This window comes from Chryseobacterium soldanellicola, from assembly GCF_900100115.1.
GTDB classification, from domain to species: domain Bacteria; phylum Bacteroidota; class Bacteroidia; order Flavobacteriales; family Weeksellaceae; genus Chryseobacterium; species Chryseobacterium soldanellicola.
Genome location: NZ_FNKL01000004.1, coordinates 418352 through 444247 on the forward strand (window position 1 = coordinate 418352; position 25896 = coordinate 444247).

Sequence of the window (25896 nt, forward strand, 5' to 3'; positions counted from 1 at the left end):
ATTGAAATCCACACCATTAATTCTGGAATTTTACAAATTGTAAATAAAATCCAGGGTTACCTATATTGAATCCTACCGGTACAGTGGCATTGGTTTTTACAGCTAAAACGGGATAAGTGCCGGGAGCTGAAAAATAAAGTACACGATTTTGATCTCGCGGAGACATCATTTGAACGTCTGCAACATTACAATAGGTTCTCCAAATATCACCAATTCCGTTAATATAAAATCCAAAGTCATTACAATTTGATTGTATAGTAATTCCACTACGGAAAAAATACCAGCCTTTTGCAGGAATAGTTACTGAGATCCCTGTTGCAAGACCGCCTCCCTGAACTCCAGTAAAAGGGTTAACCAATGTCCCGGTATAAGAAGTCCAGTTATTTGCAAATGCTGTTGTAGTCGTAGAAGACCATGTGGCAAGACCGTTGGCATCACTTGTCAGTACGTAACCCAGCTGCTGTGTGCCGTCTTTTATCTGTAACGCGCCGTTTGTCGTGCCGTTATCGATGACAAGCTTGGAGCTTGCTGCTCCTGCAGGAACTGTATTTGTGCCCACCAGAATTTTTCCGCTGCCATTTACACTAAGGTTATTTCCTGCGTTATTAATATCCGTTGCCTGCGAAAGTGTACCTCCCAACTTTACATCAGTGCCTGTCATTGTAAGACCGTTGCTTGAGGTGATATTATTGTTAATTACTGTCGTTCCGCTGCCGTTACCCCCTGAAAGCTCGGTGATAGACATGAAACCGATACCTGGATTTAACTGTGCTGTTCCTGCACCTCCTAATCGTACTTTTACAGAGGTATCAACAGTCGGCCGGTAAATCGCATAGGCTTCAGGCTGTCCGCCAATTGTTGTTGCAGGATAATTATTTATTGCATCCACAACGCCGGTAGTGCTTGTAGGAAGGACCGAGTTATTTGAGGCATCAACCCATTCATAAATGAAAAAACCGCCTGCTAATGAGAAATCCGTAGCATGCAGCTGGCAGCGCAAAACATATGTTTTACCCGCTTTCAGATTAAAAACTCCTGCATTATAGGTAATATTATTGGCGATAAGCACCGATCCGAAAGTCACATCTGATCCTGTAGACACAGTTTGGGCCGCATTGGGCTTCACGATAATATAGTCGCCTGTGGAAGAAGAGCCTAAAGAAACAATTTCCCAGGTAGAATTTGCTCCGGTAAGGCCTGTATTGATTAATTGAATACTTTGATTTGCCGGAACAAAAACACTGGCGCTTCCGTTGATTGTTTCGGGCGTTGCAGAATTTACCGTTACTGTGAAGTTTGTATTATTCTTAATAGTATACATTCTTCCTTTAAAATTTCCTGTTCCGCTAATGGCTGCCGGAAGATTAAAAACAGCATTCGAAGTGCCATTGTATGATACGTGGAAATTTGATGAGTTCAAATTGTAGGATGCTGCATTTACCGCAGTATAATTTGCAGCTACAGATCCGTTGATATCCATTGTAGAACCTGGATTTGGAGTATTTACTCCTACATTCCCAACTTGAGCAGAAGCGAAGCAAGAACTGAAAATTCCTACTGCCATCCATACTTTTGTAAAATTTTTAGACATTTATTTTGGTTTTTAAATAGCTTAGTTTCTTTATTCAGTTAATTATTTCAGAGATATAAACAATGCACAAGCATTTTTTTAATAGATAGATAGTATTTCGTATGTTTTATTGCGAAATTATCATATAATTAATGAATATTTAGGTGTGTTTTTAATTATAATGTAAAATTATAGAATTGTTTCTACAAAAAATAATGTATTTTGTAGAATAAAATAAAGGTCTTTGTAGAAAATTTTCTACAACGTGTGAATTATACTGTAAATAAGAAAATCAAGCTATATAAGTTTCATACAGCTTAATAAGATCAGGCAGATTGCTGGTTTTTAATTTGGTGTAAATTCTCTTTTTATAGGTGCTTATTGTGGGCATCTGTATTCCCATTTTATTTGAAATCTCAAGATTGCCGTAGCCTTTTACCATTAAAATAAAAATTTCATATTCGCGTGCCGACAAATTTTTAATGGAGTCTAAAGGTGATTCCTGAAACAATTGCGCCACAATATTGGGAGGATAATAAAACCCCTCAGAAAATATTTTATTCACGGCTTCCGATATTTCTTCGGATTTACTGAGTTTACTGACATATCCGTTGGCTCCTTCTTTTATATATTGTACGGCAATTTCCTCTTCATAAGCAGAAAACATCAAAATTTTTATGGCGGGATCTAATGCTTTGATTTCAGAAATCATTTTTTTGTTCTTGCTTTCCGGCATATTGATATCCAAAATAATAAGATCATATTTTTCTCTGGAAATTTTCTCCAAAGCTTCCGGATAATCTTCTGCCAGATCTATGGCAACATCTTTAATTTTTGATTCTAAAATTAAGCTTGTCCCTACCAGTACAATATCGTGGTCATCGGCAATGAGAATTTTTTTAATCATTTTTTTTATTTACTAAAATCAGTTTGAAGGATGTTCCTTGTAATGTATTTTTTTCGAAAATAATTTTTCCGCCTATCATTTGCAGCAATTGCAGGACAAGATGAAGCCCCATCCCATATTTTTGCAATAATAGTTTTTCGTTCTCAATATTATCCTGAAGCCTTGTATAATATTCTATTTTATTTTCATCCATACCAATTCCCGTATCTTTTATAAGTAAAGTAATTTTTTCTCCTTCTGTAATGCTTTCAATGGTTATAATGCCGTTATTGGTAAATTTTACCGAATTATCAATTAAATTATGAATAATTGCCGACAAAATATTTTTACTGATCCAGACGGATAATGTTGGGTCTACATTATTGATAATTTCGGTATTGTTGGTTTCTGCTATGGTGTTAAAAAGTATTTTTTTCTCCTCAATCAACGAATGTAATGAATAAAGTTCTTTTTTATCAGACTGGTAATGCGAATAAATATCTGCATATTCTTTTAAAGTAATGGTGAAATTATAAAGTTGATCTGAAGATTTATAAATCGAATTAACAATTTTTTCCTGCTGTTTTTCATTAAAATCATTTTTATTGAGAAGCTCTTTTGCGGTCATGGCAATAAATTTTACAGGGGTCGTGATATCATGCGTAATGGTTCCGATGAGTTTTTTCTGCTGCTCGATTTCTTTGTGAAGCTTTATTTTTGTAATTTCTAATTTTTCTACCGTATCAGAAAGGCTTTTGGTGCGTGAGCTTACAATTTTTTCCAGTTCGTGGTTTTTCTTTTCCAGAAAATGTATCCGCCATCTTACCACAAGATAGAGGAGAATTATTAGTAAAGATAAAGTGAATATTTTAAACCATAAAGTCTGATAAAAATAAGGAGGAATAACAATATTTATTCTTTTATAGATATATTTTCCGTTATCTGCGATTAGCATTCTTACAATAAATGAATGATCTCCATAGCCGAGATTTGAGATTGAAAATTTTCCGTCTTTTCCGACAGCTTCCCATTTTGAACCTGCATTTCCCGTTAATTTTGCTTCTATCACAAGATTGTCAGAATTTGAATAATAAGGAACATCCACGAATATATCTGCACGGCCAAAATCCTGCTTTAAGTGTAAAACTTTGTTAAACCGACTTTCATTATTGTCAATAATTGCTCTCTCAACATACATATTTTCAGGATAATACGTATTTACTTTTAAAGGATCAAAGAAAATAAGACCATTTAAAGAAGGCAGCACAAATTCTCCGTTTTTTAAAATACCGCCGCAAATATTACTTCCTCCGTTAAACTCATTCGTATTAAAACCGGAATCTTTTGAAAAGCGGTAATAATTCACCTTTATTTTTTTATTTTGTGCATACTGTAAAAGCTGATTTTCAGGAACCCTGTACAGTCCGTTATTGGTGGGAATCCAGAAGAAGCCGTTTACGTCTTCCAAAATGGTATGTGATGAAGAAATATTATTGTTTATATCATAAGGCATTTTGATAAGGTGGTCGTTTTTCAACAGATAAAAGCCTTTTCCTAAGGTCATTACCCAGAAATTACCGTCTTTTGATTTGATGATATTTCTGATAGACACTTCATTTTTGCCTGTTATATTATAAATTTTATTGGTTTGTAATGATACTTTATACAGCGCTTTTACCGTGCCTACGAGGATGTTATTTTGGTCAAGCCTTATCAATTTTGTCGGCTCACTGTCAAAAAAGAATTTTTTTTCCGGAAATTTAAAAGATTGGTCTTTATATAGGGTAAGAATGCCGTTAAATTCTGGGGTGCTGTTGTTTTTAGGTGTGCAAAACAATCCATAATATTTACTTTTATCAAAAAAGAAATCCCTTAAAAAATTATCTTTTATGGAAATATTTTTTCGATATGAAGTTAATTTTTGATAGATCATCAGATCATAATCTTTCACCATCATCATATTTCCTTGATGATCATAATCCATAAAGAAAGGACTGGGATTGTTAAAATTTTTACTGCCTGCAAAACCGGTTCTGTCATAGATTTCACCAAACGGAGTGATAACGGAAGAATCGCTGAAGGGCAAAAGCGCATAAAAGTTAGATTCAGATTTTGAAGGTGGCCTTGTTACGGCCGTGAAATCAGACAGGCTGATAATTTGTAATCCGCCAATGCTGCTTCCCAGATAGATCTTTTTATAATATTTATCATAATAAGCACTGATAAAATTTTCATTTTTATCTTTATTTAAATGAAAAAGTCTGGTGATTTTTAATTCATCCATCACATATTCGCAAATATAGATTGTGTTTTGATTCACAATAAAAACCTGATTATTGATCTGGCTCCAGAGAATTTTACTTCTCGTATCCGTTAATAAAGGTAAATTATAAGATTTTTTAATTTTTCCGGCTTCTATTTTTACTACTTTTTTAGACTTAAAATCAATGTAAAACAGCATTTGATTGATTGCGAAAATTCTTGGGACATTTTTATAAATAGGTGTGATTTTTAAATTTTCCTTTACCTTGGATCGGTTATCAAAATAGGTTAAATCATTTTCTTTAATATAGTATCTGCCTTTTTTAAAATTCATGTAAAAATTTATCCCCGGCGATGTAGAATAATTGAAATTAGAGGAATACAGAAAATAATTAATATTATCCTTAACCGTAAAATTGGTGAAATTTTTTAAGTTTCTTATAATTTTCGGAAATTTGCCGTGCAATAAGATTGTTTTTCCGTAATCACCTGTGGTATAAATACTATCTTTCTCGGGATGCCCATAAAAATAGGTGAAACGTTGCGTGGTCAGGGCAAAGTTTTTATAGACTAAAAATTTCGTTCCGTCATATCTCACAATTCCGTTTTCGGTGGTAAGCCAGATAAAGCCGTATTTATCTTTTATAATATCTTTTACACTGTTTTGAGGAAGCCCGTTATCGGTATTAAACAACTGGATGCTGTATTGCTGGCTGTAAATAAGAGAAAAAAGACAGAGAAAAAAGACAGAGGCATATTTTTGCACGAATCTATGTATTAGTATTGCCACAAAGTTATTATCTAATATATAATAAAAAAATATTTGATAAGCGTTTTTTTGGTTTACATGAATAATATACAGATTTTTGAGTTTTGATATTAATTAAAAAATATCCTCAAAAAAGGGATGTTTTTGTGTTTTTAGAATCGAATCTCATACAAATTCTGCCTGTAATAGGAAACATGTGACGTATAAAAATCGAAAATACAAAGCCTGAATTTCAAGCTTTTTGTACTTAAATGTTCTTATTTTTAATTTAAATGATTAAAGGTTTTATTGAGACTTTTAATATCAATTATTTTTGCAAAAGTTTTAAAAGGCTGATCATATTGAGTTTTAATATTGTCAATTATTTTATCATCAACATTGTCGTCAAACTTTCGGGCAAAAAGATGATTTCCTGTCTGGAGGAATTTTAAATCAGTTTCTGTGAACGTTTTTGGGCGCAATTTAATGTCTCCATCCGGAATCCAGATAATAGCTCTTTTATCATCGTTAATCAAAATACCATTAAAAGAAGTATTCATCAGCACTGTCTGAAAGAAAGATTCATCAGCAATTAGGGTATTAAGGTAATATTCTTCAAATTTTTTCACTTCTATATTATTGGTGATAAATTCGCAACAGCTTCTTGTTAAGATCATCCATTGTCCTCCGATGTAAGGAGTTACGTTTTTCATAAAATCTCTTTTATGGGTTTTATCTGAAATTCTGTCTCCGGTTTCCTCAAAATAATTTTCAATCCTGTTCATTGTTTCCGGTCTTTTTTTCTCCTGATCGACAACTTTTATATAATTTTTTCCGTTGTTTTGGGATAAGAATTCCCGGATGATTTTTTGTGATTTTAAAGGGTAATCCTGCCCACTCAGATTAATAAAATAGTCCCATCTGGTGTCCATTTCCAATAAATATTTCATGCCGTCCAATTCAGCCTGCACCATGCTGTAACCGCCCCAAATTACATTTTCACTTTTAAGAATATGTGCATTCGGATAATTTTTCAGGAAATCGGTGACTTCTTCTCCGATCTGTTCGCTGGCTTTTTTGTCAATATGGATAAGATAAAAATTGGAAGGTTCATAAATAGCTTTAAAAAGCTTTTTGAATTGATCGGGCAAGCGGTGTACCAGAATTAAATAAGCAATATTAATAGATTTTATGGGAATATTTCCGATGATGTGCTCATCACTTTCGCCCGTGTAAACATTTTTCAATTTTTTTTATTTTAAATTATTAATGTTTACAACTCATTTTATAAAGTATTAATAGACATTTTTATAAATATACAAAAATTAAACAATATTATTATGATTAATTGTTTTATAGAATTAAATTAATACATAAATTATAAATGAATGGAATGTTTCTTTAATGAGATTAAATATAAATAAAAATAATTTCTGTATTGATTAAATTATACAAAGAAATCGCTGTTTTAAATTATTGTTAAAAGGAAGAATAAAAGATTAAATTTAATTAATTATTACATTTTTTTTTGATCAGATTAGGCTGGAATAACCATAAAACCTATATTTGCAGCCTAAATTTTAAAATAATGAAAGAACTAATTGAAAAAATCAACGCAGAATTTGAGGCGTTCACAACTGAGGCAAACCAACAAGCAGAAAAAGGAAACAAAGCTGCAGGAACAAGAGCTCGTAAATCAGCTTTAGAACTTAGCAAATTGTTCAAAGATTTCAGAAAAGTATCTGTTGAAGAATCTAAAAAATAATTTTATTTAAACCGGCTTTTACAGTCGGTTTTTTTATTCTTTCAATTCTATCAGAAATTCAAATAATAAAGTATAAGGCTTAAAAAATATCTTGATGTTCTCTTAATTCATCTTAACCTCTTGCATTTTCTTAATGGTTAAGTAATTTTTTAATCAAAACCTTGATTGTAATTCTACATCTGCCATATAAATTCTGATATCTGCGTATTCCTTTCCTTTTTTTTCCAAATTCCTTTATCTTTAGCCCAATCAATGATGATAAAGGCCAGGCTACAAAATGGCCCGAAGTAAAGCAGCCGAGAAGAGATTCTAAGGATTTTAAGTAAACTTTTTTTGAAGCCATTTGATTTTGTTTTAGTTATATTTTTTATTTGAAGCTTTTTCCCGCTTTCCATTGCAATCTTTTTTTGCAAAAAAGGATTTCCATTGCAATCGGGGCTAGGGTCGTTGTCGGCTATTTAAATATTTTAAAAATATTAACAAAGTTTGTCATCCTGAAAGAATCCACGAACCTTTCCATATCATTTTTAATACGATAGAGGTTTTACAGAATAATTGTTGAGTTATATTCTAAAATTTCTGAAAAAATAGGGAATAAATTATTAAGCATAAAAATTCTTAATAAAGCTGTAATAATTCCAAAATGATAATGAATACTAAAAAATAATACGTCAAGTTTCGTCGCTATAGGCAGTTACATTTGTTTAATAAAATTCTTGCAAGAATCCTAACTTTTTAAATTTTAGAAATTATGAGCAACACATTAGATTTATTAGAAACAAATGACTTTCCTACACAAGGTATTACAGATTCGTTTGTTACATTGATTGATAGCCAAACCAAAGAATTGGTAAACTTCGTAAAACTTTCTCCAACACCGATTCCAAGCCCCACTATAGATGGTGTTATGTATTTACAGGAAAATACTACTAACCAAGTGTATAAAAGAGTGTATAATGGCGTTATTAATCCCGAATGGTTTGGTTCAGGAAAAACCGATGCAGAACTTCAGACGGCAATTAATGCTGCTGTTGACAATGATACTATTATTATTAGAGGTTTATACAGATGCGCCCATCAAATTATCATTAATAAGCCATTAACACTTTTGGGGCAGAATTATATAAACGGAAATGATACTGGATATGAAAACTCACGTATTTATTTTGGGGACTTTGAAGATACTTTAGCAACGGCATGTATTGAATCTAACAACAATTTAAATATTAAAAATTTAGTTGTTGTTGGAAGTAATATTGAAGGAAAAATAGGTTTAAAATTAAACAATGTTTCACTTACTCTTGATTCTGTCACAATACAGAGCTTTGAAACAGGAGTTGAAGTCACAGGTGGATATTACAATAAATTTGTTAATTCCGCCATTGTCTATTGCCCGACCTGTCTGGTTTTAAATAATTGTTATAATACAAATGCTACATCGTTATCAGTAAGTGCAGGATACGAGTCTGGTGATACAAATACCAAAGGAATAGTGTTAAATGATGGTAGTAATTTAAATATGTTCGGAGGAAGCATTGAAGGATTTTCCGAATCAGGAATTAATCTTTCCGCATCGAGAGCTTCATTTTATGGAACTTACTTTGAAGGAATATATGATGAAGTAAATATAAATTCCTGTATTACAGTTGAGGATGATCATTGTAGGGTAAATGCAGTCAATTGTCATGTTTACCTGGCTTTTGGCAAAGCAAATACATTCGTTTATATCCCATCAACAGTTACTTCGGCGCATATACATTCTAAAAATAATTATTTTGAATACGAGCCTGTAAGTGATTGGTATACTTCTGTGTATAGGTTTGCTGCTACAGATTTTACAAGCTATAGCATTGATATTTCAGGAGACAATTATAAGAATGATTTGGTGAATACCGGATCTTCATATATTTCAATTACTTCTGCCTTACTTGAAAAAGGAAATGGGATTGTTCAGCTTATCTATCCTTCAGGTCATGAATTAGCAGGCATACATCTTACTAATTTGAATACGATTTCTCCGTATCAATATAATGACGATATTTTAAAGCTTCAAAATGGAACAATAACTACTTTTAGGAATAATGGCGGTTTAGATGATGATCCATTGCATCTTCATTTTGGAAGCTATGGTTACAATCCTTACACGGTTATTATGGAAAATGGGGAATGGAAAAAAATTCCTAATTAAAATATAGAACTGAAAAAGCCTCAATTTATTGAGGCTTTATTTTTATCATAAAATCATACTTAATTGCACTCTTTTTCTCGCTTCATCAACCTCGGTTACCCTTACCTGAACGTGCTGATGTAGTTTTACGACTTCATTGACATCAGAAACAAAACCCTCTTTTAGCTGGGAAATATGCACCAATCCGCTTTCTTTAATTCCCAGATCAACGAAACATCCGAAAGCCGTAATATTATTAACAATTCCGGGAAGAATCATTCCGATTTTTAAGTCTGTGATCTTTTTGACGTTAGGATCAAATTCAAAAACTTTGGCTGCTTTTCGGGGATCTAATCCGGGTTTTTCAAGCTCTTTTAAAATATCCTTTATTCCTAAAATCCCAATATCTTCGGTGATATATTTTTCAGGTTTAATTAATGCGATTTTCTCTTTGTTGGCAATTAATTCATTGGTTTTAATTCCTAAGTCTTTCGCCATTTTTTCTACAATTCCATAGGCTTCAGGATGTACGGCTGAATTATCCAAAGGGTTTTTAGCATTATTAATTCTCACAAACGCTGCCGCCTGCTGAAATGCTTTTTCGCCCAGTCTCGGTACTTTTTTAAGCTGTTTTCTATCCTCAAAAGCTCCGTTTTCAGCACGATAGTTTACAATATTTTCAGCCATTTTCTCACCGATTCCTGAAACGTAGCTTAAAAGGGATTTGCTGGCTGTATTTAAATTAATTCCAACTGAATTTACACATTTCATCACCGTAGAATCCAGTTCGTTTTTCAATTGAGTCTGATCTACGTCGTGCTGATATTGTCCGACACCGATTGATTTAGGATCTATTTTCACCAATTCAGCCAGAGGATCGGCGAGCCTTCTCCCGATGGAAACCGCACCACGAACGGTCACGTCATATTTCGGGAATTCTTCTCTCGCGATCTTGCTTGCCGAATAAACAGATGCGCCGGCTTCAGAAACTACAAAAACCTGCAACGGCTTGTCAAACGCAATTTTTTTAATGAAAAACTCGGTTTCACGGCTTGCGGTTCCGTTTCCGATGGAAATTGCTTCAATATTATAAGCATTGACCATAGAACGGATTTTTTTCATCGCCATTCCTGTTTCATTTTGCGGAGCATGAGGGTAGATCGTTTCATTGTTTAATAAATCACCCTTTTCATCAAGACAAACTATTTTACAGCCACTTTTGTAGCCGGGATCGATCGCTAGAATTCGTTTTTCACCTAAAGGAGGAGCAAGTAATAATTGAGTTAGGTTTTCAGAGAAAATTTCGATGGCTTTTTTATCGGCTTTTTCTTTGGCTTCCTGTAAAGTTTCATTTGAAATGGCCGGTTCCAATAATCTTTTATAGCTGTCTTTTATGGCTAATGAAATCTGTTCTGCCGATTCGTTATTTGACTTAATAACTGCATTTTCTATAAAATCGATAGCCTCTGCCTTGTCAATATCTATGCTGGTCTTTACAAAACCTTCGGATTCAGCTCTTAACATGGCTAAAAGCCTGTGAGAAGGCGTTCTGTTTAAGCTTTCTTCCCATTCAAAATATTGGGAGAATTTTTGAGCATCTTCTTCCTCTTTTTTTGATTTAACAACTTTAGAAGAAATAACTGCTTTACGCTGAAATAGCCGGCGAAGATTTTTTCTGACATACATATTTTCGTTGATCCATTCTGCCATGATGTCCCTTGCGCCCTGAAGAGCTTCATCTTCGCTTGAAACGGCGTCATTTACATATTTTGAGGCCAGAGACTGCAGATCCTGAGCTTTCTGGCTCATAATGATTTTTGCTAAAGGTTCCAGGCCTTTTTCTTTTGCGGCATCGGCTTTGGTTTTTTTACGTTTTTTGAAAGGTAAATATAAATCTTCAAGCTCTTGAATGTCAAAGCTTTCTTCGATCCTTTGTTTTAATTCCGGACTTAAGGCGTTTTGTTCTTCAATAGATTTTAAGATCGTTTCTTTACGTTTTACAATTTCTTCAAACTGTTTATTAAGCTTTGCAATGTGTTCGATTTGTGTTTCATCCAGATTTCCGGTTTTATCTTTTCTGTAACGTGATATAAAAGGAATAGTGCAGTCTTCAGACAAAAGCTGTAGAGTTGCGTTAATACTTTTCTCGGAAATATTTGTTGTTTTCCGGATGAATTGGATAGTGTTCATTCGATATTTTTTGAACGGCTAAAATAGGAATTTTTAATCCCGATATAAAGAATAAGGAATGCTATATTTAGTGAAAAGAAAATAATAAATACTGTTAATTTTCATTTCTTGATATATGATAAGATGATAACCAGCTGGCTTTTTCTATCTTAGCAGATCAAAACATTAAAAAATAGACAATTAATTATGAAAAAAATTAGCGTAATTGCATTAGTGGGCGTAAGTCTTCTTACAGCATCTTGTAATAAAGAAAAATCTGCGGAATCAGCTGCTACAAGCACTGAAAAGACTGTTGCAGAAAGCAAAGGTGAAGTTTTAGCAGTAGATAATGCAACTTCTGTAGTAAACTGGAAGGCTTTCCACAAAGGAGGAATGGCGCCACGTTGGGGAACTTTAAGTGTAAAATCAGGAGATCTAAGTGTTGAAAACGGCCAGGTTACAGCGGGTAACTTCACTATTGATATGAATTCTATTAAAGTGAATCCGGCTTCAGTAACTGAAAAAGACAAAAAGCCTGAAGAGCTGGAAACTCATTTAAAAAGCGCTGATTTTTTTGATGTAGCAAAAAATCCTACTTCAGATTTTAAAATTACAAGCGTAACAGATCTGGCGGAAGCACCAAAAGATGCCGTTGCAGGAGCAAATAAAACAGTAAGTGGAAATCTTACACTGTCAGGAAAAACTGTAAACGTAACTTTCCCTGCAAAAGTGGATGTTGTTGAAAATTCGGCTTCTGTTCAGGCTAAATTTACGGTAAACAGAGCAGATTGGGGAATAAAATTCGGTACTTCCGAAGCAGATCCTGCAGAATGGATGATTAGCAAAGATATTGAAATTGCTATCGATGTAAAGGCTAAAAAATAATTGTTAGAATTTATATAAAAGAAGCTGCTTTTCAATTGAAGGCAGCTTTTTTTAATGATGTCAGTTTTAATTAATAAAAAACAGCATGGCTAAGAATAGCTATGCTGTTTTTAATATTATTTTTAAATTCTATTTAAGAATTTCATCATAATACAACGGAACATCGTTATTTCTGTCGTAGCCTACAATAATTACTTTATAACTTTTTGCGTCATCATTATTGAAAAACTCTACGTTAGTCGATTTATCTGATTCTACCTGTAGATAAGGATTCCAGTAAAGAGTGGTTCGGGTATCATTCGTAATACCTTTAAAGCTTTCTTCATCATACATTGGAGAAGTAAAAGGGTCTTCTTTGTCATAACCTGTCAGGCTTATTTGTCTTAAAAGTGATGGTTTGCTTGTATCTGTTGTCGCGCCGCCGCCTCTGCGGGTATAGATAACGATTGCCCCTGTTCCGCCTCCAAAGTTTCCGGCAAAAGCACCTTTAATGACTTTTACCATTGCGATATCCGATATAGAAATACCTGAAATTTGATTGGCATCTGATTGCATTTCGTCAAGATATAAATTGATATTATCACCCCTTAAAGTAGGAGTATAAGTCCCGTTTTTTAATTGCAGCTGTAATCCTGCGACTCTTCCCTGTAGCCATTGTAAAACATTGGTAGAACCCATGGCCTGTGGATTATTAACAAAATCAAAAACTTCTTCATTTGCACTTCTAAACAAAGCACTGCTCAGCTCACTGTTTAATTTTTTAGTGCTGTTTTTCCTTTCCCCTTTAATTTTAACCTCTTCAATCATATGAACTTTTTCATTAATGAATTTCTGATTATTAATTGTTGATACGGAGCGGGAAACCTCTGCAGGTATTGGATCCTGAGCTGTACGATCGGCAAGTTTAAACTGGCTCATCGGTAAACTTTTTCTATAAGGAATAAACTCAAAATTAGGTTGAAAGAAGACTGAAGATTCATTTTTAAGTTCTTTTTGATCAGAATTTAACTGATAAGAGAATTTCATGGTGTCTTCAAATAATAAATTGTTTAAAACAAAAAATCCGTTATTATCTGTTTTTACCTGAAAAAAATTTGTTCCGCCCGATCCTTTATCAAATAGAAGATTGAGGTCTGTATTGGGAGCCGGTTGTCCTTTGATATTTACTTTTCCCTTGTAGGAAAGATAACTTACAGGGTTGTATTTTATTATTGGATATGTTCCGGACATGATGGATTTCCATTCAAATCGTTTCCATTTTTCGGAGATTAAAAGTGCATCTAAAGCATCTACATTTCTATTTTTTATAAAATATTGTGAAGGATTGACGATTTTAGATGTGATGTCACCTGTAAGCCATAATGAGCTTAACAGATTCTGCTCATCTTCTGAGCTTTCCGCGTTAGAATCGAGAACCAAAATAGTGTAATCCGAATAATTCGGGTCTTTTGTAATGGTAAACGAATTTTTTCCGCGAGGTGCATTATTTATAGATAAATTTTGTAAAGAGGGCTGTTTTATCTGCAATAGTTGTGGCTGAACGAAGGAAAGCCTTTGTGCCACTACGTTTTCTTTATCATCAAAAACGGTTAGCTGTAATATTCCATTAATCAGCTGAGCATTTGGAATTGAATACGATGTTTCGTTGGCTATTTTATTGATACGGGCTTTGTACACAAGCTGATTGTTGATCGTTCCAAGTACTTTATATGATGCAGATTCGGGTAAGTTTTTATATTTTAAAGTATATTTGATATTGTCGGGATTGCTTGTCACCTGCATGCTGATCCCTGAACCTGCAACTTCAGGGAGATCAATGTTCTGCTTCTGAGCTTTATCATCCTGTATAATAAGCTGATATTTTTTACCAGCTTTCGGAATCATGCTGAATGAACCTACATTTTGATCCAGTCCTTTGAAAGTGGTAATATTTATACCCGGATTTTCAATATCAACGACAGATCCGTTCCAGTTTGACGGCAAAACGCCTTTTGATTGTAAACGCACGGCAAATTTTGTACTAATTCCGTCAATAAAAGTTCCGCCTTCAGGATATGCCGCAGCATTCCACATAGAAGTGTTATCAATAATTAATTTTTGTGGAGACGAAGGATTATAGATTGCAATAGGCTTTACCAACTGAAAATCTTCGCTGAAATTTGCCATCCAGGTCGTATAAGCTCTGATGTAATAAATATCTTCTTTCAGGCTTGCGGGTAAAGCGATGCTTCCGCTTCCTTCCCCGTTAAGCAAGGGAATAATTTTTTTACTGATCTGCTTTTTATTACTGTCATACAATTCGATAAATAATGAAGTAGAAATGGTTGACGGGTTATATCCTTCAAATACGAAAGATTTAAACCAAAGATTTTCTCCGGCTACAAAATTATTTTTGTTAAACAGCAAATGAATTTTTTCCTGAGGATATTTTTCTTCAAACGTTTTAAGGGCCTGCTCGGCTTTTTCCTGTGAATTAAAATGGTTAAATGCGGCAAAGGCAAATAATAGTATTAGTTTTTTTGACATAATTAAGTAAAAATTTGTGTTTTGAAATTTTAAAGCGGTAAAATTACATTTTTATTATTTTCTGACAATTAAATTTTATGGGATGATATATTGTTTTCTGTTAACAAACCTTTTTGCATTCATAATTTTCGGTTATGACAAATTTTTAGCTAAAAATCATAAGAGAAGAATCTCTGAAAATATTTTATTATTCATTACATTTTTGGGTGGCACGATAGGTTCAGTATTAGGAATGCTGATTTTCAGGCATAAAGTTTCTAAGCGGTCATTTTTGTTAAAATTTGGTTTTGTGATTTTAATTCAGGTTATTTTGATTTGCTTTTTTGAAGTCTTAAAATAAAATGCCTCTCAAAAAAAGAGGCACTGTTTTCTTTGAAATTAATTTATTTCCAAAAGCTGAAAGTAGTAGCACTAACTGCTCTTCGATATAAGTATTTGTCGGATTATATGGAATAAAAGCTTGAACAATAACCGGAATGCTATTGTAATGTTTAATTCTCTCATTTTTTACTAATCCGATAAAGTTTCCCACATATCTTGGATCGGGAAATGCATTTACGCTTTCAAATTCTGATTTTCCATACAAAATTTAGAAGGCGGAATCAGAGTGTAATTCGGATTAGGGCCTAAAGTAGAATTCATAAAATAATAAATTCCCCAATCCGTATATCCTGAAAATTTATTTCCTTTAATTTCAAGATTAATAAAGTCTTCTGGCGAAGCATCTCCTACAACTAATTCCGTCACACATAGAGTCCGTAATTGGGTTTCCATTATAAGTTTCATTTGTTTCTAAAAATTTGTCCATTCTCCCGTGAACGGATCATTTAATTCGATTGTTGCCATTTTTTTTAAATTTTTTAAATTAATAATTGTGATTATCCTTGCAAGAACTATAAAGCAAAAGTACAGGCAGACAGCGACAGAACCCGACGTATTAAATTATTTTTCAGGGAATTAATTTAATTTACTCATTATGAATTTGTTAATTAATAAAACTTGTTGCTGATTATTTCATTAAAAATCACTAATTTTGCACCCGTAAAAATCTTTTATGCAAAACATTAGAAATATTGCGATTATCGCACACGTTGACCACGGGAAAACGACTTTGGTTGACAAGATCATTCACGCTACCAATATTTTCAGAGAAAATCAGGAAAGCGGAGAATTAATTATGGATAACAATGACCTTGAGAGAGAAAGAGGGATCACGATCTTATCTAAAAATATTTCTGTTACTTATAAAGACGTTAAAATTAACGTAATCGATACTCCCGGTCACGCCGATTTTGGTGGGGAAGTAGAGAGAGTTTTAAAAATGGCTGATGGTGTAATCTTGTTGGTGGATGCCTTCGAAGGGCCGATGCCTCAGACAAGATTCGTACTTCAAAAAGCGTTGGAATTAGGCTTAAGACCATTGGTTGTTATCAATAAAGTGGATAAGCCAAACTGTCGTCCGGACGAAGTTCACGATCAGGTATTTGATTTGTTCTTTAACCTAGAAGCGACTGAAGAGCAGTTGGATTTCCCAACTTTCTACGGATCTTCTAAACAAGGTTGGTTCAACACTTCATTAGAGCAGACAGACAATATTTTCCCATTATTAGATGGTATTTTACAATATGTTCCGGAACCGAAAGTTGAAGAAGGAAACTTGCAGATGCAGATCGTTTCTTTGGATTATTCTTCTTTCTTAGGAAGAATCGCTATCGGAAAAGTAATCAGAGGAGAGATCAAAGAGTCTCAATGGATCGGGTTAGCTCAGGCAGACGGTAAAATCCTTAAAGGAAAAGTAAAAGAATTGTACGTTTTTGAAGGATTAGGAAAGAAAAAAGTTACAGAAGTAAAAGCAGGTGATATCTGTGCTGTTGTAGGTTTTGACGCTTTCCAGATCGGTGATTCTTTCGTAGATCTTGAAAATCCTGAACCGTTGCCAAGAACGGCTATTGATGAGCCTACGTTGAATATGACGTTCTCAATCAACAATTCACCTTTCTTCGGAAAAGATGGTAAATATGTGACTTCTAATCACTTGAAAGAGAGATTGACAAAAGAATTAGAGAAAAACTTAGCATTAAGAGTTGAGCAGACTGATGATGCAAACACTTTCCTTGTTTTCGGTAGAGGTATTCTTCACTTGTCAGTTTTAATTGAAACAATGAGAAGAGAAGGTTACGAAATGACCATCGGGCAGCCACAGGTTATCTTAAGAGAAATCGACGGAGAAAAATGTGAGCCTTACGAATCTTTAGTGGTAGATGTTCCTGAAGAATATGCTTCAAGAGTTATCGACTTGGCTACTCAGAGAAAAGGTGACCTGCACATTATGGAAACTAAAGGGGAGATGCAGCATATGGAATTCGAAATTCCTTCAAGAGGTTTGATCGGATTGCGTTCTCAGATGTTGACGGCTACTGCAGGTGAAGCTATTATGGCACACCGTTTCACAGAATACAAGCCTTTTAAAGGTGCGATTCCTGGAAGAAGTAATGGAGTATTGATCAGCAAAACTCAAGGTCCTGCTACAGAATATTCTATCGCGAAATTACAGGATAGAGGTAAGTTCTATGTTGATCCGGGTGAGGAGATTTATGCAGGTATGGTTATCGGTGAACAAAACAAGCCGGGTGACTTAGTTGTAAACATCGTTGAAGCAAAACAATTGAACAACATGCGTGCTTCCGGAAAAGATAAAGATACTGGAGTTGCTCCAAAAATCTTATTCTCTCTTGAAGAATGTATGGAATATATCCAGGCTGATGAGGCCATCGAGGTAACTCCTAACTTCATCCGTATGAGAAAGAAAATCCTTTCTGAAGAAGAAAGAAAAAGAATGGAAAGAGGAGCGAAAGCCTAATCAGATTCTTTTATATAAATTAAAGCCTCGATTTTTCGGGGCTTTTTATTTTTACGCTCAAAAGCATCAATAGGAGCGGACTTTAGTCCGGTTTCAATAGTAAAACTAATAATTTGGCTTTAGCCAAAACTTTAAAATAGTATAAATTTAAAATATCTTTTAGGCCTTAGCTAATTAAAAAAGATAGTAGCCAAAAAATCTTTGTGTATTTTGCGTTAAAAATAATTACGATTTAAATCAGATATACATTAAAATTCGATTTTATTATTGTAATTTTTAAAAACGGAAAAAATAATTTAATGTAGTTTTGCAGACTATGAAAGTGAATAAAATAAAGCTGGTTTTTTTATTGGGGATTTTTGCGTCTTACAGCAGTTCGTGCTCTGTTCAGAACAATGTTGTAAAATCTGTTCCCACGAAAAGTACAACAAAGCCAAACAACAATATATCAAATCCAAAAGAACCTGTTGCAGTTACAAAACCTGTTGTAACTCCGCCAACCGAAGATATTTTTAAAGTTAACCTTCCCGAGATAAAAAGAGAATTTCGTGGTGCGTGGGTTGCGAGCGTAGCAAATATCAACTGGCCTTCAAGAAATAATTTAACGGTTGATCAACAGAAAGCTGAGGCGATTAGCATGTTGGATATGTTAAAAGATAACAACTTTAATGCAGTAATTTTCCAGGTCAGACCTTCTGCAGATGCTTTGTACACAAGCAATATTGAACCTTGGTCATATTTCCTGACGGGTGAAACAGGAAGAGCACCTTATCCAAATTACGATCCTCTGCAATTTTGGATTGACGAATCTCACAAAAGAGGCCTTGAGCTTCATGTTTGGTTAAATCCTTACCGCGCGCATCACACAAACGGCGGCTCTCCAAACAGTTTATCGATGGCAAATAAGCTTTCCGATATTGTTATTAAGTTAAAAAACGGAATGTATTGGTTTGATCCCGCCGATCCGAAAACGCAAGGCCATGTTTCCAATGTTGTGAAAGATATTGTGAAAAGATATGATATTGATGCAGTACATTTTGATGATTATTTTTATCCGTATGCAACTTACAACAAAGGGGCAGATTTTCCTGATAATGCAACATGGAACGCTTATGTAAATAATGGTGGAACACTTTCCAGAGGAGATTGGAGAAGAGATAACGTCAATAAATTTGTTGAAAGAATCTATAAAGAAATTCACGCAGAAAAAAACAACGTACGATTCGGGATCAGCCCGTTCGGAATCTGGAAACCCGGTTTTCCGGAAGGAATTGTTGGTTCATCTCAATATGATGAATTATTTGCTGACGCCAAATTATGGCTAAATAAAGGCTGGGTAGACTATTTTTCTCCACAATTATACTGGCCGATTGAGTCTAAAGGGCAAAGTTTTGGAGCTTTGTTAAGCTGGTGGAAATCAGAAAACACAATGAACCGTCATTTATGGCCCGGTTTAAATACCGTTGAGGTTAAATCATCCGACCGGCCGGCAGAAATTAAAAATCAGATCGAACTTTCAAGACAGATTTTAGGAAATGATGCAGGAGAAGTTCATTGGAGTATTGCAGGTTTAACAAAAAATTCAAACATGCTTCCTAGTTTGAAAAACGGACCCTATAAAGAAAAAGCATTAGTCCCGAAAAGTCCGTGGATAAAGGCTGTTCCGTTGCAAACACCGACTTTATTTACAAACGATAACGGAAGTTTTGTTCAGGCAAGCTGGAGCAGTAAAAATATAAAAGATGTCTTCCAATGGGTGCTTTTCACGCAATATAACGAAGTTTGGGAAACCGAAATTTTAACTTTAGAAAATCTTTCAAAAGATATTCCCAAATTCAAAGACGGAAAAACATTAAATGCCATCGCCATTAAAGCAATCGACAGATTAGGAAACGAAAGCGATTATATGGCTAAAAAGGTAAAATAATCATTTTGCCGTTGATGGATAAATATGAATTCTGTATCTCAATGGAACAAAATTATTTGCGTAATATCAGATTACGTATTCAACACCCCATTTATGCAGTTCGTTGATAATAGGCTCCAATTTTTCACCTTTTGTTGTTAAGGTATATTCAACTGTTGGCGGAACTGTTGCAAATACCTTTCGAATAACAATACCGTTGGCTTCCATATTCTTCAGCTCTTTCACCAGCATCCGGGTACTGATGTTGGGAATAAGCCGTTCTAATTCGCTGAAACGTTTTTTACCCGTAAATAATGCATATATGATGGACATCGACCATTTTCCGCCAATAACTCCTAAGATTTCCTGAAGAGCACATTTTTCTTCGGTTTGCTGCAATTTTTTTTTGGCCATAACTAGCTGATTATGTTTAATACTTTACTTTATGTTATTACTATACGTTGGTGTAACTACTTGCAAAAGTAAAGTATTGTGGTTTACTTTGCAATACATTTAAAGAAAAAATTATGAATAATGTATCAAAAGGAAAAGTCGCTCTGGTAACGGGAGGTACAAAGGGCATTGGTAAAGCAATTGCCGATCAGTTAAGTAATGCCGGTATTCAGGTAATAATAACAGCGCGTACTGCTCCCGGTGAAAGTACGGCGGGACAATATTTCATTCCGGCAGATTTGGCTCAACCTGAAAGTGCGGAAACAATTGCCGGAGAAATTTTGGGAAAATATGGAAGAATAGATATCATCATCAATAATACAGGAGCCAATTTGAGTCCGGGTGGAGGATTCAGTACCCTTTCGGATGAGCACTGGAATAATGATTGGCAAACGAATTTTATGTCGGCTGTTCGTATTAACAAAGCATTATTGCCTGCCATGATCGAGCAAAAAAGTGGGGTAATCGTCAATATTTCTACCGGAGCCGCAAAACTGCCGCTTTGGGAAATGACAATGTCATATTCTTCAGCAAAAGCAGCCTTAAACGCTTACAGCAAAGCATTGGCGAATGAAGTTGCTACATATGGAATACGCGTAAATGTAGTTTCGCCCGGTTTGGTAAAAACACCTCTAATGTCAGAATTCATTGAAAACCTTGCGAAGTCATCAGCCGTCACATCAGACGAAGTCCATAAATCTGTTATAGATAAGCTAAACGTACCAATAGGCAGAATGGCAGAACCTGAAGAAATTGCCAATCTTGTAACCTTCCTGGTTTCTCCGGAAGCAAAATATATTACAGGGGTTAATTATTCAGTTGATGGTGGGGCTTTACCAACTATATAGAGTAATCTTGTTTAATTAAGAATACTAGAGCATAAGTTTTACCTATCAGTTTAGAATAACTATAAATTATTAGGCTAAAATAATGTAATTCAATAAATTATAAATACAATTAACTTTTATAGTTAAATTTAAAAACTTCTCGGAATCATTTTTGCATCATCATTTCATAATCACACAAAAAAAATATACATTATGAATACTAAAAGACTTTCCGATACTATGGAAAAAGCATTAAGTGATCAGATGAATAAAGAAATTCACGCATCACACGTTTTTCTATCTTACGGAATCTGGGCCGATGATAAAGGATATCAGGGAATTGCAAACTTCCTTTACAGACACGCTCAGGAAGAAAGAAACCATTCTATAAAATTCATGGAATATGTTCTTAACAGAGGGGGGAAACCAAAAGTAGATGCCATTCCGGCACCGCCTCAGGACCCGGAATCACTTTCTGCTTGTTTTGATGGTGTTTTTAAACATGAAGTAGACAATACAACATCAATTTACAGGTTAGTAGATCTTGCTTTGGAAGAAAAAGACTGGGCAACCTGGAATTTTATGCAATGGTTTGTTCAGGAGCAAATCGAAGAGGAAACTTTAGCCTCAAATTTAATTGACAAGTTAAAAATTGCCGGTGGTGACCGCGCTACAGACGAATCTTTATTCACTTTGGATAAAACGCTGCAAAATGCACCGAATGACGTTCCCCTGGCTCAGGATGCGACCGGTGATAATCCTTAAACTTAAATTTATAGTATTAAAAATAATAAAATCTGTCAAAAAACTGGCAGATTTTTTTTATTATGAAACTCACTCCAAAATCACTATCTTTGCACACCTTTAACAAGCAATAGTGAAAGCTATTTCTAAAAAGCTAAGAAAATATGAAATGTGGAATCGTAGGCTTACCGAATGTTGGTAAATCAACTCTTTTTAACTGTCTGAGCAATGCAAAAGCTCAATCGGCAAACTATCCTTTTTGTACCATCGAACCAAATTTGGGAACAGTTTCTGTACCGGATCATAGATTGTTTGAACTGGAAAAATTAGTAAATCCCGAAAGAGTTTTACCGGCTGTTGTTGAGATCGTCGACATCGCAGGTTTGGTAAAAGGAGCAAGCAAAGGAGAAGGTTTAGGAAACCAATTCTTAGCAAATATCCGTGAGTGTGAAGCGATTATCCATGTTTTAAGATGTTTTGATAACGGAAATATTATTCACGTTGAAGGTTCGGTTGATCCAATGAGAGATAAGGAAATTATCGATATTGAGCTTCAGCTGAAAGATTTGGAAACTGTTGGAAAAGCCGTTGAAAAAGCCAAAAAATTCATCAAATCAGGAAAGAAAGATGATATTTTGACCTATGAAACACTTAAAAGTCTTGAAACATTTATCGAAGACGGAAAAAATGCAAGAGAATTTCCTATGGATGATTTTGCAAAATCAATAATTGGTGATGTTCAGCTTTTAACCAATAAACCGGTTCTTTACGTTTGTAATGTTGATGAAAATTCAATCAAAAACGGAAACGACTGGATTGCCAAGATCGAAGAAATGGCTAAAAATGAAGGCGCAGAAGTTGTAGTTTTGGCAGCTCAGATCGAAGCAGATATCAATGAGTTAGAAACTTTCGAAGAAAGACAGATCTTCCTTGAAGAGCTTGGTCTTGAAGAGCCGGGAGTTAACCGTTTGATCAGAAAAGCTTACGATTTATTGAAGCTTCAAACCTATTTCACGGCAGGTGTGAAAGAAGTAAGAGCCTGGACAATCGGACAGGGCTGGACTGCTCCTCAGGCTGCAGGGGTGATCCATACAGACTTTGAAAAAGGCTTCATCCGTGCTGAAGTTATTAAATACAATGACTATGTGAACTATGGTTCTGAAATTAAAGTGAAAGAAGCCGGAAAATTATCTGTGGAAGGTAAAGAATATATCGTTCAGGACGGTGATATTATGCACTTCAGATTCAACGTATAAGAGAATATTAAAGTTAGTTATAATAGAAAAACGCTTCCGATGTATTTTGGGAGCGTTTTTTGCATTCATATGGGAAACTTTTTAATTATGAAATTTTTTTATTTTCTTGTTTTTGCTTTTTTTCTTTCGTGTACCAAAAGTGTGGAAGACAGATGTTTTATTAAAGACGGAGATAAGTATTTTGAACCTTATATTGAGCAAAAGCCTTTTACCGTAAATCAGATAATTGAGAATAAACCTGATTATCTTGAAGTTATTAATTTGAAAAAATTCAGACGCTTCAAACAAGATAGTTTATATTTTCATGATTCTAAATGGGAAAACTATGAGGAAATTATGAAGGATTATGTCATTTTTAAAGAAAAGTTTTCAGGTCAGTTTATGTGTTTTGGAAGACAAACAGATGGTAAAATTCAATATTCTTTAGGTAAAAATAATTTAGGCTATTGGCTGTTAAAGATTGAAAATAATCAACCTTCTGCCTATTTTTTAGGATTAAGCTTTAGCCACTATTATATTAATGAAATTCAGAGTGAGCCAATTATTAAAGATGGTTTTCTGCAGGTTGAAGGGAGTTTGGTGGAAATTATAAAAGTGGCAGGACTTCCAGGTTATGATGATTATTCAGCAATTGGAGAAGGAAAATTATTTAAACTTAATTTAAAAGATCTAATAAAAGATTCTGATAATGATGGTTATAATGATATTTTTGAAGAAAGCTTTGGTTTAAACCCAAAAAGCAAAGATTCTGATGGCGACAAAATCAATGATTTTGACGACATGAATCCAATGTTTAAGTCTGAAAAAAATAAGTTTAGCGAGCTTTATCAAAAATTATTGCCTGATTATGCTGCAGCACCTGATTTCAAAAAAATGCATTATGAGTTTGAGGTTTTTGAAAGTGAGTGCGATTATTTTCATCAAGTAAATCCTGACTATAGAATATTATTTGCTTCAGAAAAAGAAAGTGAACAAACTGATTATATAAAAGTAACTGATGTTTTTCATCATGGAATTTCGAAGATCAAAAGGGATGAAAAATATCCCGAAAGGTTTTACATTTCTAAATGGGGCAGTAGTTTTGTAAATGATTATGCAGCAGAATACAAAAACGGAAAATGGGAATTAGAAATGATTGGTGGTACAGTTTCCTGAAAAAACACCGCTCAAAAACTGGGCGGCATTTCTTGAAAATATATTACGATCGGATGTTAAGGCAATTCTGGTCTGCATTGCAATTGTGCGCAGCCCATTGAGATTATTCTGCAGCCGCCGGTTCTGGCGTCGATGCAGTCCATGAGACCACCTTTGATGGTTCTCAATTCTTTTTTGTTTAATTTTTTTCCTTTTGGGGCATTTTGATTTTTCATAGTGCTTGATTTTTAGTGAGTTAGTTTATAACTAAGATATAAAAATTATTTAAAATAAATCACAATTAATGGAAAAATTTGAATGTAATAAATAATACCTGACTTTTTAATCAAAAAAATACCGCTCAAAAAACTGGCGGTATATTACTTATGTTTAATGAATAATTATAATGGTCTGCAATTCACCTGTCCACAAGATTTGGAGATTGTTATACATCCATATTCATTAAGAACAGGGCAAGGAGGATCAATTGTTGGGCAAATAAGGCAATTGATTAACCCTCCTTTAATTGATCGTAATTGTTTGTTGTTTAATTTTTTTCCGTTGCTTAAAACTTGATTTTTCATAGTGAATAATTTTTATTGATTTGACTAATGCTAAAATAAAAAAAAAATAATTAATATATATCACAAGTTCGAGAAAAAATATTTCATTATTTCAGAATACAATGATTGACAACCAAATAATTTATTCCGTATATTTGAATTGTACAAATTTCAGGTATGGAAAAAATTACCCGCACATCTTTAGATGATTTTTATAGAGAAATATCCGCAAAGCTTGGGAAAGATATAGAAAGTATTTTTCCTAAAGGATTGCATAAGGATATTGGGCATTTCAACGTTTTTGATATTGCTCAGACTCTTGATAAAGTAAAACGAACTTCCGAAATGCCTTATAATAGAAGAAAATACTATAAAATAAGCCTTATCAGAGGAAAAAACAGAGCAGAATATGCAGATCGCATTATCCAGATTAAGAAGAATGCTTTGTTATTTGCCACTCCGAAAGTTCCTTACAACTGGGTCCCAGAAGATGCCGATCAGTCAGGGAGTTTCTGTGTTTTTACAGATGAATTTTTCATTAAAAATAAGAGCCAGAATATGTTGGAAGATCTTCCGCTGTTTCAGCCGGGAGGATATCCTGTTTTTGAAATTGATGATGAGCTGGCTGATGAAATCGAAATTTTATTTTCAAAAATTAAAAAAGAAATTGATTCCGATTATCTTTTTAAATATGATCTGATCAGAAATTATGTATTGGAATTGATTCATTACGGGCAAAAATTACAGCCTGCCGCCAATATTTCGACATCACAAAATGCTTCAATGAGAGTCGTTTCTTTATTTGTAGAACTGCTTGAAAGACAGTTTCCTATCGAATCTCCCGACCAAAGGTTACAAATGAAAGTGGCGAAAGATTATGCAGACCGATTGTCAATTCATGTGAATTATTTGAATAAAAATTTAAAGGAAAACACAGGAAAAACAACAACGGAATTGATCGCCGACAGAATAATTCAGGAAGCAAAAATTTTATTAAAACAGACAAAATGGAATGTCTCTGAAATTTCATATGCATTAGGATTTGAAGAAATTGCCCATTTTTCTAACTTCTTTAAAAAGAAAACTTCATTGGCCCCGCTGGAATTTCGAGCATGATTTGAATTTTGCAAATTTCAGTTTGATTAAAGCAAACACTTCATTGTAAAAAAGTCTGA

At 34.1% G+C, this 25896-nt stretch carries 21 protein-coding genes; 11 read left to right on the top strand and 10 right to left on the bottom strand.

Annotated features, from left to right (window positions below):
• Nucleotides 1-16: 16 nt before the first annotated feature.
• The 4 genes from BLT04_RS15990 to BLT04_RS16005 all read right to left on the bottom strand — a co-directional run bounded on the left by BLT04_RS15990 (nucleotide 17) and on the right by BLT04_RS16005 (nucleotide 6713).
• Nucleotides 17-1591, bottom strand: a complete 1575-nt coding sequence (locus BLT04_RS15990; RefSeq protein WP_089756801.1) for an autotransporter outer membrane beta-barrel domain-containing protein — start codon at nucleotides 1589-1591, stop codon at nucleotides 17-19.
• 271 nt (nucleotides 1592-1862) lie between these two features.
• The gene (locus tag BLT04_RS15995; RefSeq protein ID WP_089756802.1) at nucleotides 1863-2477 is read right to left on the bottom strand and encodes a response regulator transcription factor; all 615 of its coding nucleotides are present in this window, start codon (nucleotides 2475-2477) and stop codon (nucleotides 1863-1865) included.
• Nucleotides 2470-5484 (bottom strand): sensor histidine kinase, encoded by a 3015-nt coding sequence (locus BLT04_RS16000; RefSeq protein ID WP_089756803.1) that lies wholly within the window; start codon nucleotides 5482-5484, stop codon nucleotides 2470-2472. Before BLT04_RS16000 ends, BLT04_RS15995 begins: the two co-directional genes overlap by 8 nt.
• A 266-nt stretch (nucleotides 5485-5750) precedes the next feature.
• Nucleotides 5751-6713, bottom strand: coding sequence for a beta-1,6-N-acetylglucosaminyltransferase (locus tag BLT04_RS16005; RefSeq protein WP_228421987.1), 963 nt, complete (start codon nucleotides 6711-6713; stop codon nucleotides 5751-5753).
• Nucleotides 6714-7054: 341 nt separating this feature from the next.
• On the opposite strand from BLT04_RS16005, the gene BLT04_RS16010 reads away from it, so the two are divergent.
• Complete coding sequence (locus BLT04_RS16010) at nucleotides 7055-7231, top strand: histone H1 (RefSeq protein ID WP_034684091.1); 177 nt, start codon at nucleotides 7055-7057, stop codon at nucleotides 7229-7231.
• A 751-nt stretch (nucleotides 7232-7982) separates the two neighbouring features.
• Nucleotides 7983-9419 (top strand): hypothetical protein, encoded by a 1437-nt coding sequence (locus tag BLT04_RS16020; RefSeq protein WP_089756805.1) that lies wholly within the window; start codon nucleotides 7983-7985, stop codon nucleotides 9417-9419.
• A gap of 45 nt (nucleotides 9420-9464) precedes the next feature.
• On the opposite strand, the gene BLT04_RS16025 is transcribed toward BLT04_RS16020, so the two are convergent.
• Nucleotides 9465-11588 (bottom strand): Tex family protein, encoded by a 2124-nt coding sequence (locus BLT04_RS16025; protein ID WP_089756806.1) that lies wholly within the window; start codon nucleotides 11586-11588, stop codon nucleotides 9465-9467.
• 186 nt (nucleotides 11589-11774) lie between these two features.
• On the opposite strand from BLT04_RS16025, the gene BLT04_RS16030 reads away from it, so the two are divergent.
• The gene (locus tag BLT04_RS16030) at nucleotides 11775-12452 is read left to right on the top strand and encodes a YceI family protein (RefSeq protein WP_089756807.1); all 678 of its coding nucleotides are present in this window, start codon (nucleotides 11775-11777) and stop codon (nucleotides 12450-12452) included.
• Between the two features lie 129 nt (nucleotides 12453-12581).
• On the opposite strand, the gene BLT04_RS16035 is transcribed toward BLT04_RS16030, so the two are convergent.
• Nucleotides 12582-14978, bottom strand: a complete 2397-nt coding sequence (locus BLT04_RS16035) for a hypothetical protein (protein ID WP_089756808.1) — start codon at nucleotides 14976-14978, stop codon at nucleotides 12582-12584.
• Between the two features lie 82 nt (nucleotides 14979-15060).
• Here BLT04_RS16035 and BLT04_RS16040 point away from each other — a divergent pair, with 82 nt between their 5' ends.
• Nucleotides 15061-15318: a DUF1294 domain-containing protein gene (locus BLT04_RS16040; protein WP_089756809.1), complete on the top strand. Its 258-nt coding sequence runs from the start codon at nucleotides 15061-15063 to the stop codon at nucleotides 15316-15318.
• Here the strand turns inward: BLT04_RS16040 and BLT04_RS18970 are convergent.
• Nucleotides 15310-15564 carry a hypothetical protein gene (locus BLT04_RS18970; protein ID WP_089756810.1) on the bottom strand — a complete coding sequence of 85 codons (255 nt, stop codon included), beginning with the start codon at nucleotides 15562-15564 and terminating at the stop codon, nucleotides 15310-15312. The two genes, BLT04_RS16040 and BLT04_RS18970, sit on opposite strands and share 9 nt — an antisense overlap.
• A complete protein-coding gene (locus BLT04_RS16050; RefSeq protein ID WP_170828493.1) occupies nucleotides 15534-15764 on the bottom strand; it encodes a hypothetical protein in 231 nt (76 codons plus the stop codon). The genes BLT04_RS18970 and BLT04_RS16050 overlap by 31 nt, the downstream gene beginning before the upstream one ends.
• 268 nt (nucleotides 15765-16032) lie before the next feature.
• On the opposite strand from BLT04_RS16050, the gene typA reads away from it, so the two are divergent.
• Nucleotides 16033-17838: a translational GTPase TypA gene (typA, locus tag BLT04_RS16055; protein WP_089756812.1), complete on the top strand. Its 1806-nt coding sequence runs from the start codon at nucleotides 16033-16035 to the stop codon at nucleotides 17836-17838.
• Between the two features lie 316 nt (nucleotides 17839-18154).
• Entirely contained in the window at nucleotides 18155-19765 is a 1611-nt protein-coding gene (locus BLT04_RS16060) for a glycoside hydrolase family 10-like protein (RefSeq protein WP_089756813.1), read from the top strand.
• Between the two features lie 66 nt (nucleotides 19766-19831).
• Here BLT04_RS16060 and BLT04_RS16065 read toward each other — a convergent pair whose 3' ends face one another.
• Nucleotides 19832-20158, bottom strand: coding sequence for a winged helix-turn-helix transcriptional regulator (locus tag BLT04_RS16065; RefSeq protein WP_089756814.1), 327 nt, complete (start codon nucleotides 20156-20158; stop codon nucleotides 19832-19834).
• Between the two features lie 113 nt (nucleotides 20159-20271).
• On the opposite strand from BLT04_RS16065, the gene BLT04_RS16070 reads away from it, so the two are divergent.
• The 4 genes from BLT04_RS16070 to BLT04_RS16085 all read left to right on the top strand — a co-directional run bounded on the left by BLT04_RS16070 (nucleotide 20272) and on the right by BLT04_RS16085 (nucleotide 24179).
• Nucleotides 20272-21045 carry an SDR family oxidoreductase gene (locus BLT04_RS16070; RefSeq protein ID WP_089756815.1) on the top strand — a complete coding sequence of 258 codons (774 nt, stop codon included), beginning with the start codon at nucleotides 20272-20274 and terminating at the stop codon, nucleotides 21043-21045.
• Nucleotides 21046-21237: 192 nt separating this feature from the next.
• Nucleotides 21238-21789, top strand: a complete 552-nt coding sequence (locus tag BLT04_RS16075) for a ferritin (protein ID WP_089756816.1) — start codon at nucleotides 21238-21240, stop codon at nucleotides 21787-21789.
• A gap of 143 nt (nucleotides 21790-21932) precedes the next feature.
• The gene (gene ychF / locus BLT04_RS16080; protein WP_089756817.1) at nucleotides 21933-23024 is read left to right on the top strand and encodes a redox-regulated ATPase YchF; all 1092 of its coding nucleotides are present in this window, start codon (nucleotides 21933-21935) and stop codon (nucleotides 23022-23024) included.
• A gap of 87 nt (nucleotides 23025-23111) precedes the next feature.
• Nucleotides 23112-24179 (top strand): hypothetical protein, encoded by a 1068-nt coding sequence (locus tag BLT04_RS16085; RefSeq protein ID WP_089757310.1) that lies wholly within the window; start codon nucleotides 23112-23114, stop codon nucleotides 24177-24179.
• Between the two features lie 56 nt (nucleotides 24180-24235).
• Here BLT04_RS16085 and BLT04_RS18805 read toward each other — a convergent pair whose 3' ends face one another.
• Nucleotides 24236-24394, bottom strand: a complete 159-nt coding sequence (locus BLT04_RS18805; RefSeq protein ID WP_139166270.1) for a bacteriocin — start codon at nucleotides 24392-24394, stop codon at nucleotides 24236-24238.
• A gap of 504 nt (nucleotides 24395-24898) precedes the next feature.
• Here BLT04_RS18805 and BLT04_RS16090 point away from each other — a divergent pair.
• Nucleotides 24899-25837: a helix-turn-helix domain-containing protein gene (locus BLT04_RS16090; protein ID WP_089756818.1), complete on the top strand. Its 939-nt coding sequence runs from the start codon at nucleotides 24899-24901 to the stop codon at nucleotides 25835-25837.
• Nucleotides 25838-25896 lie beyond the last annotated feature (59 nt).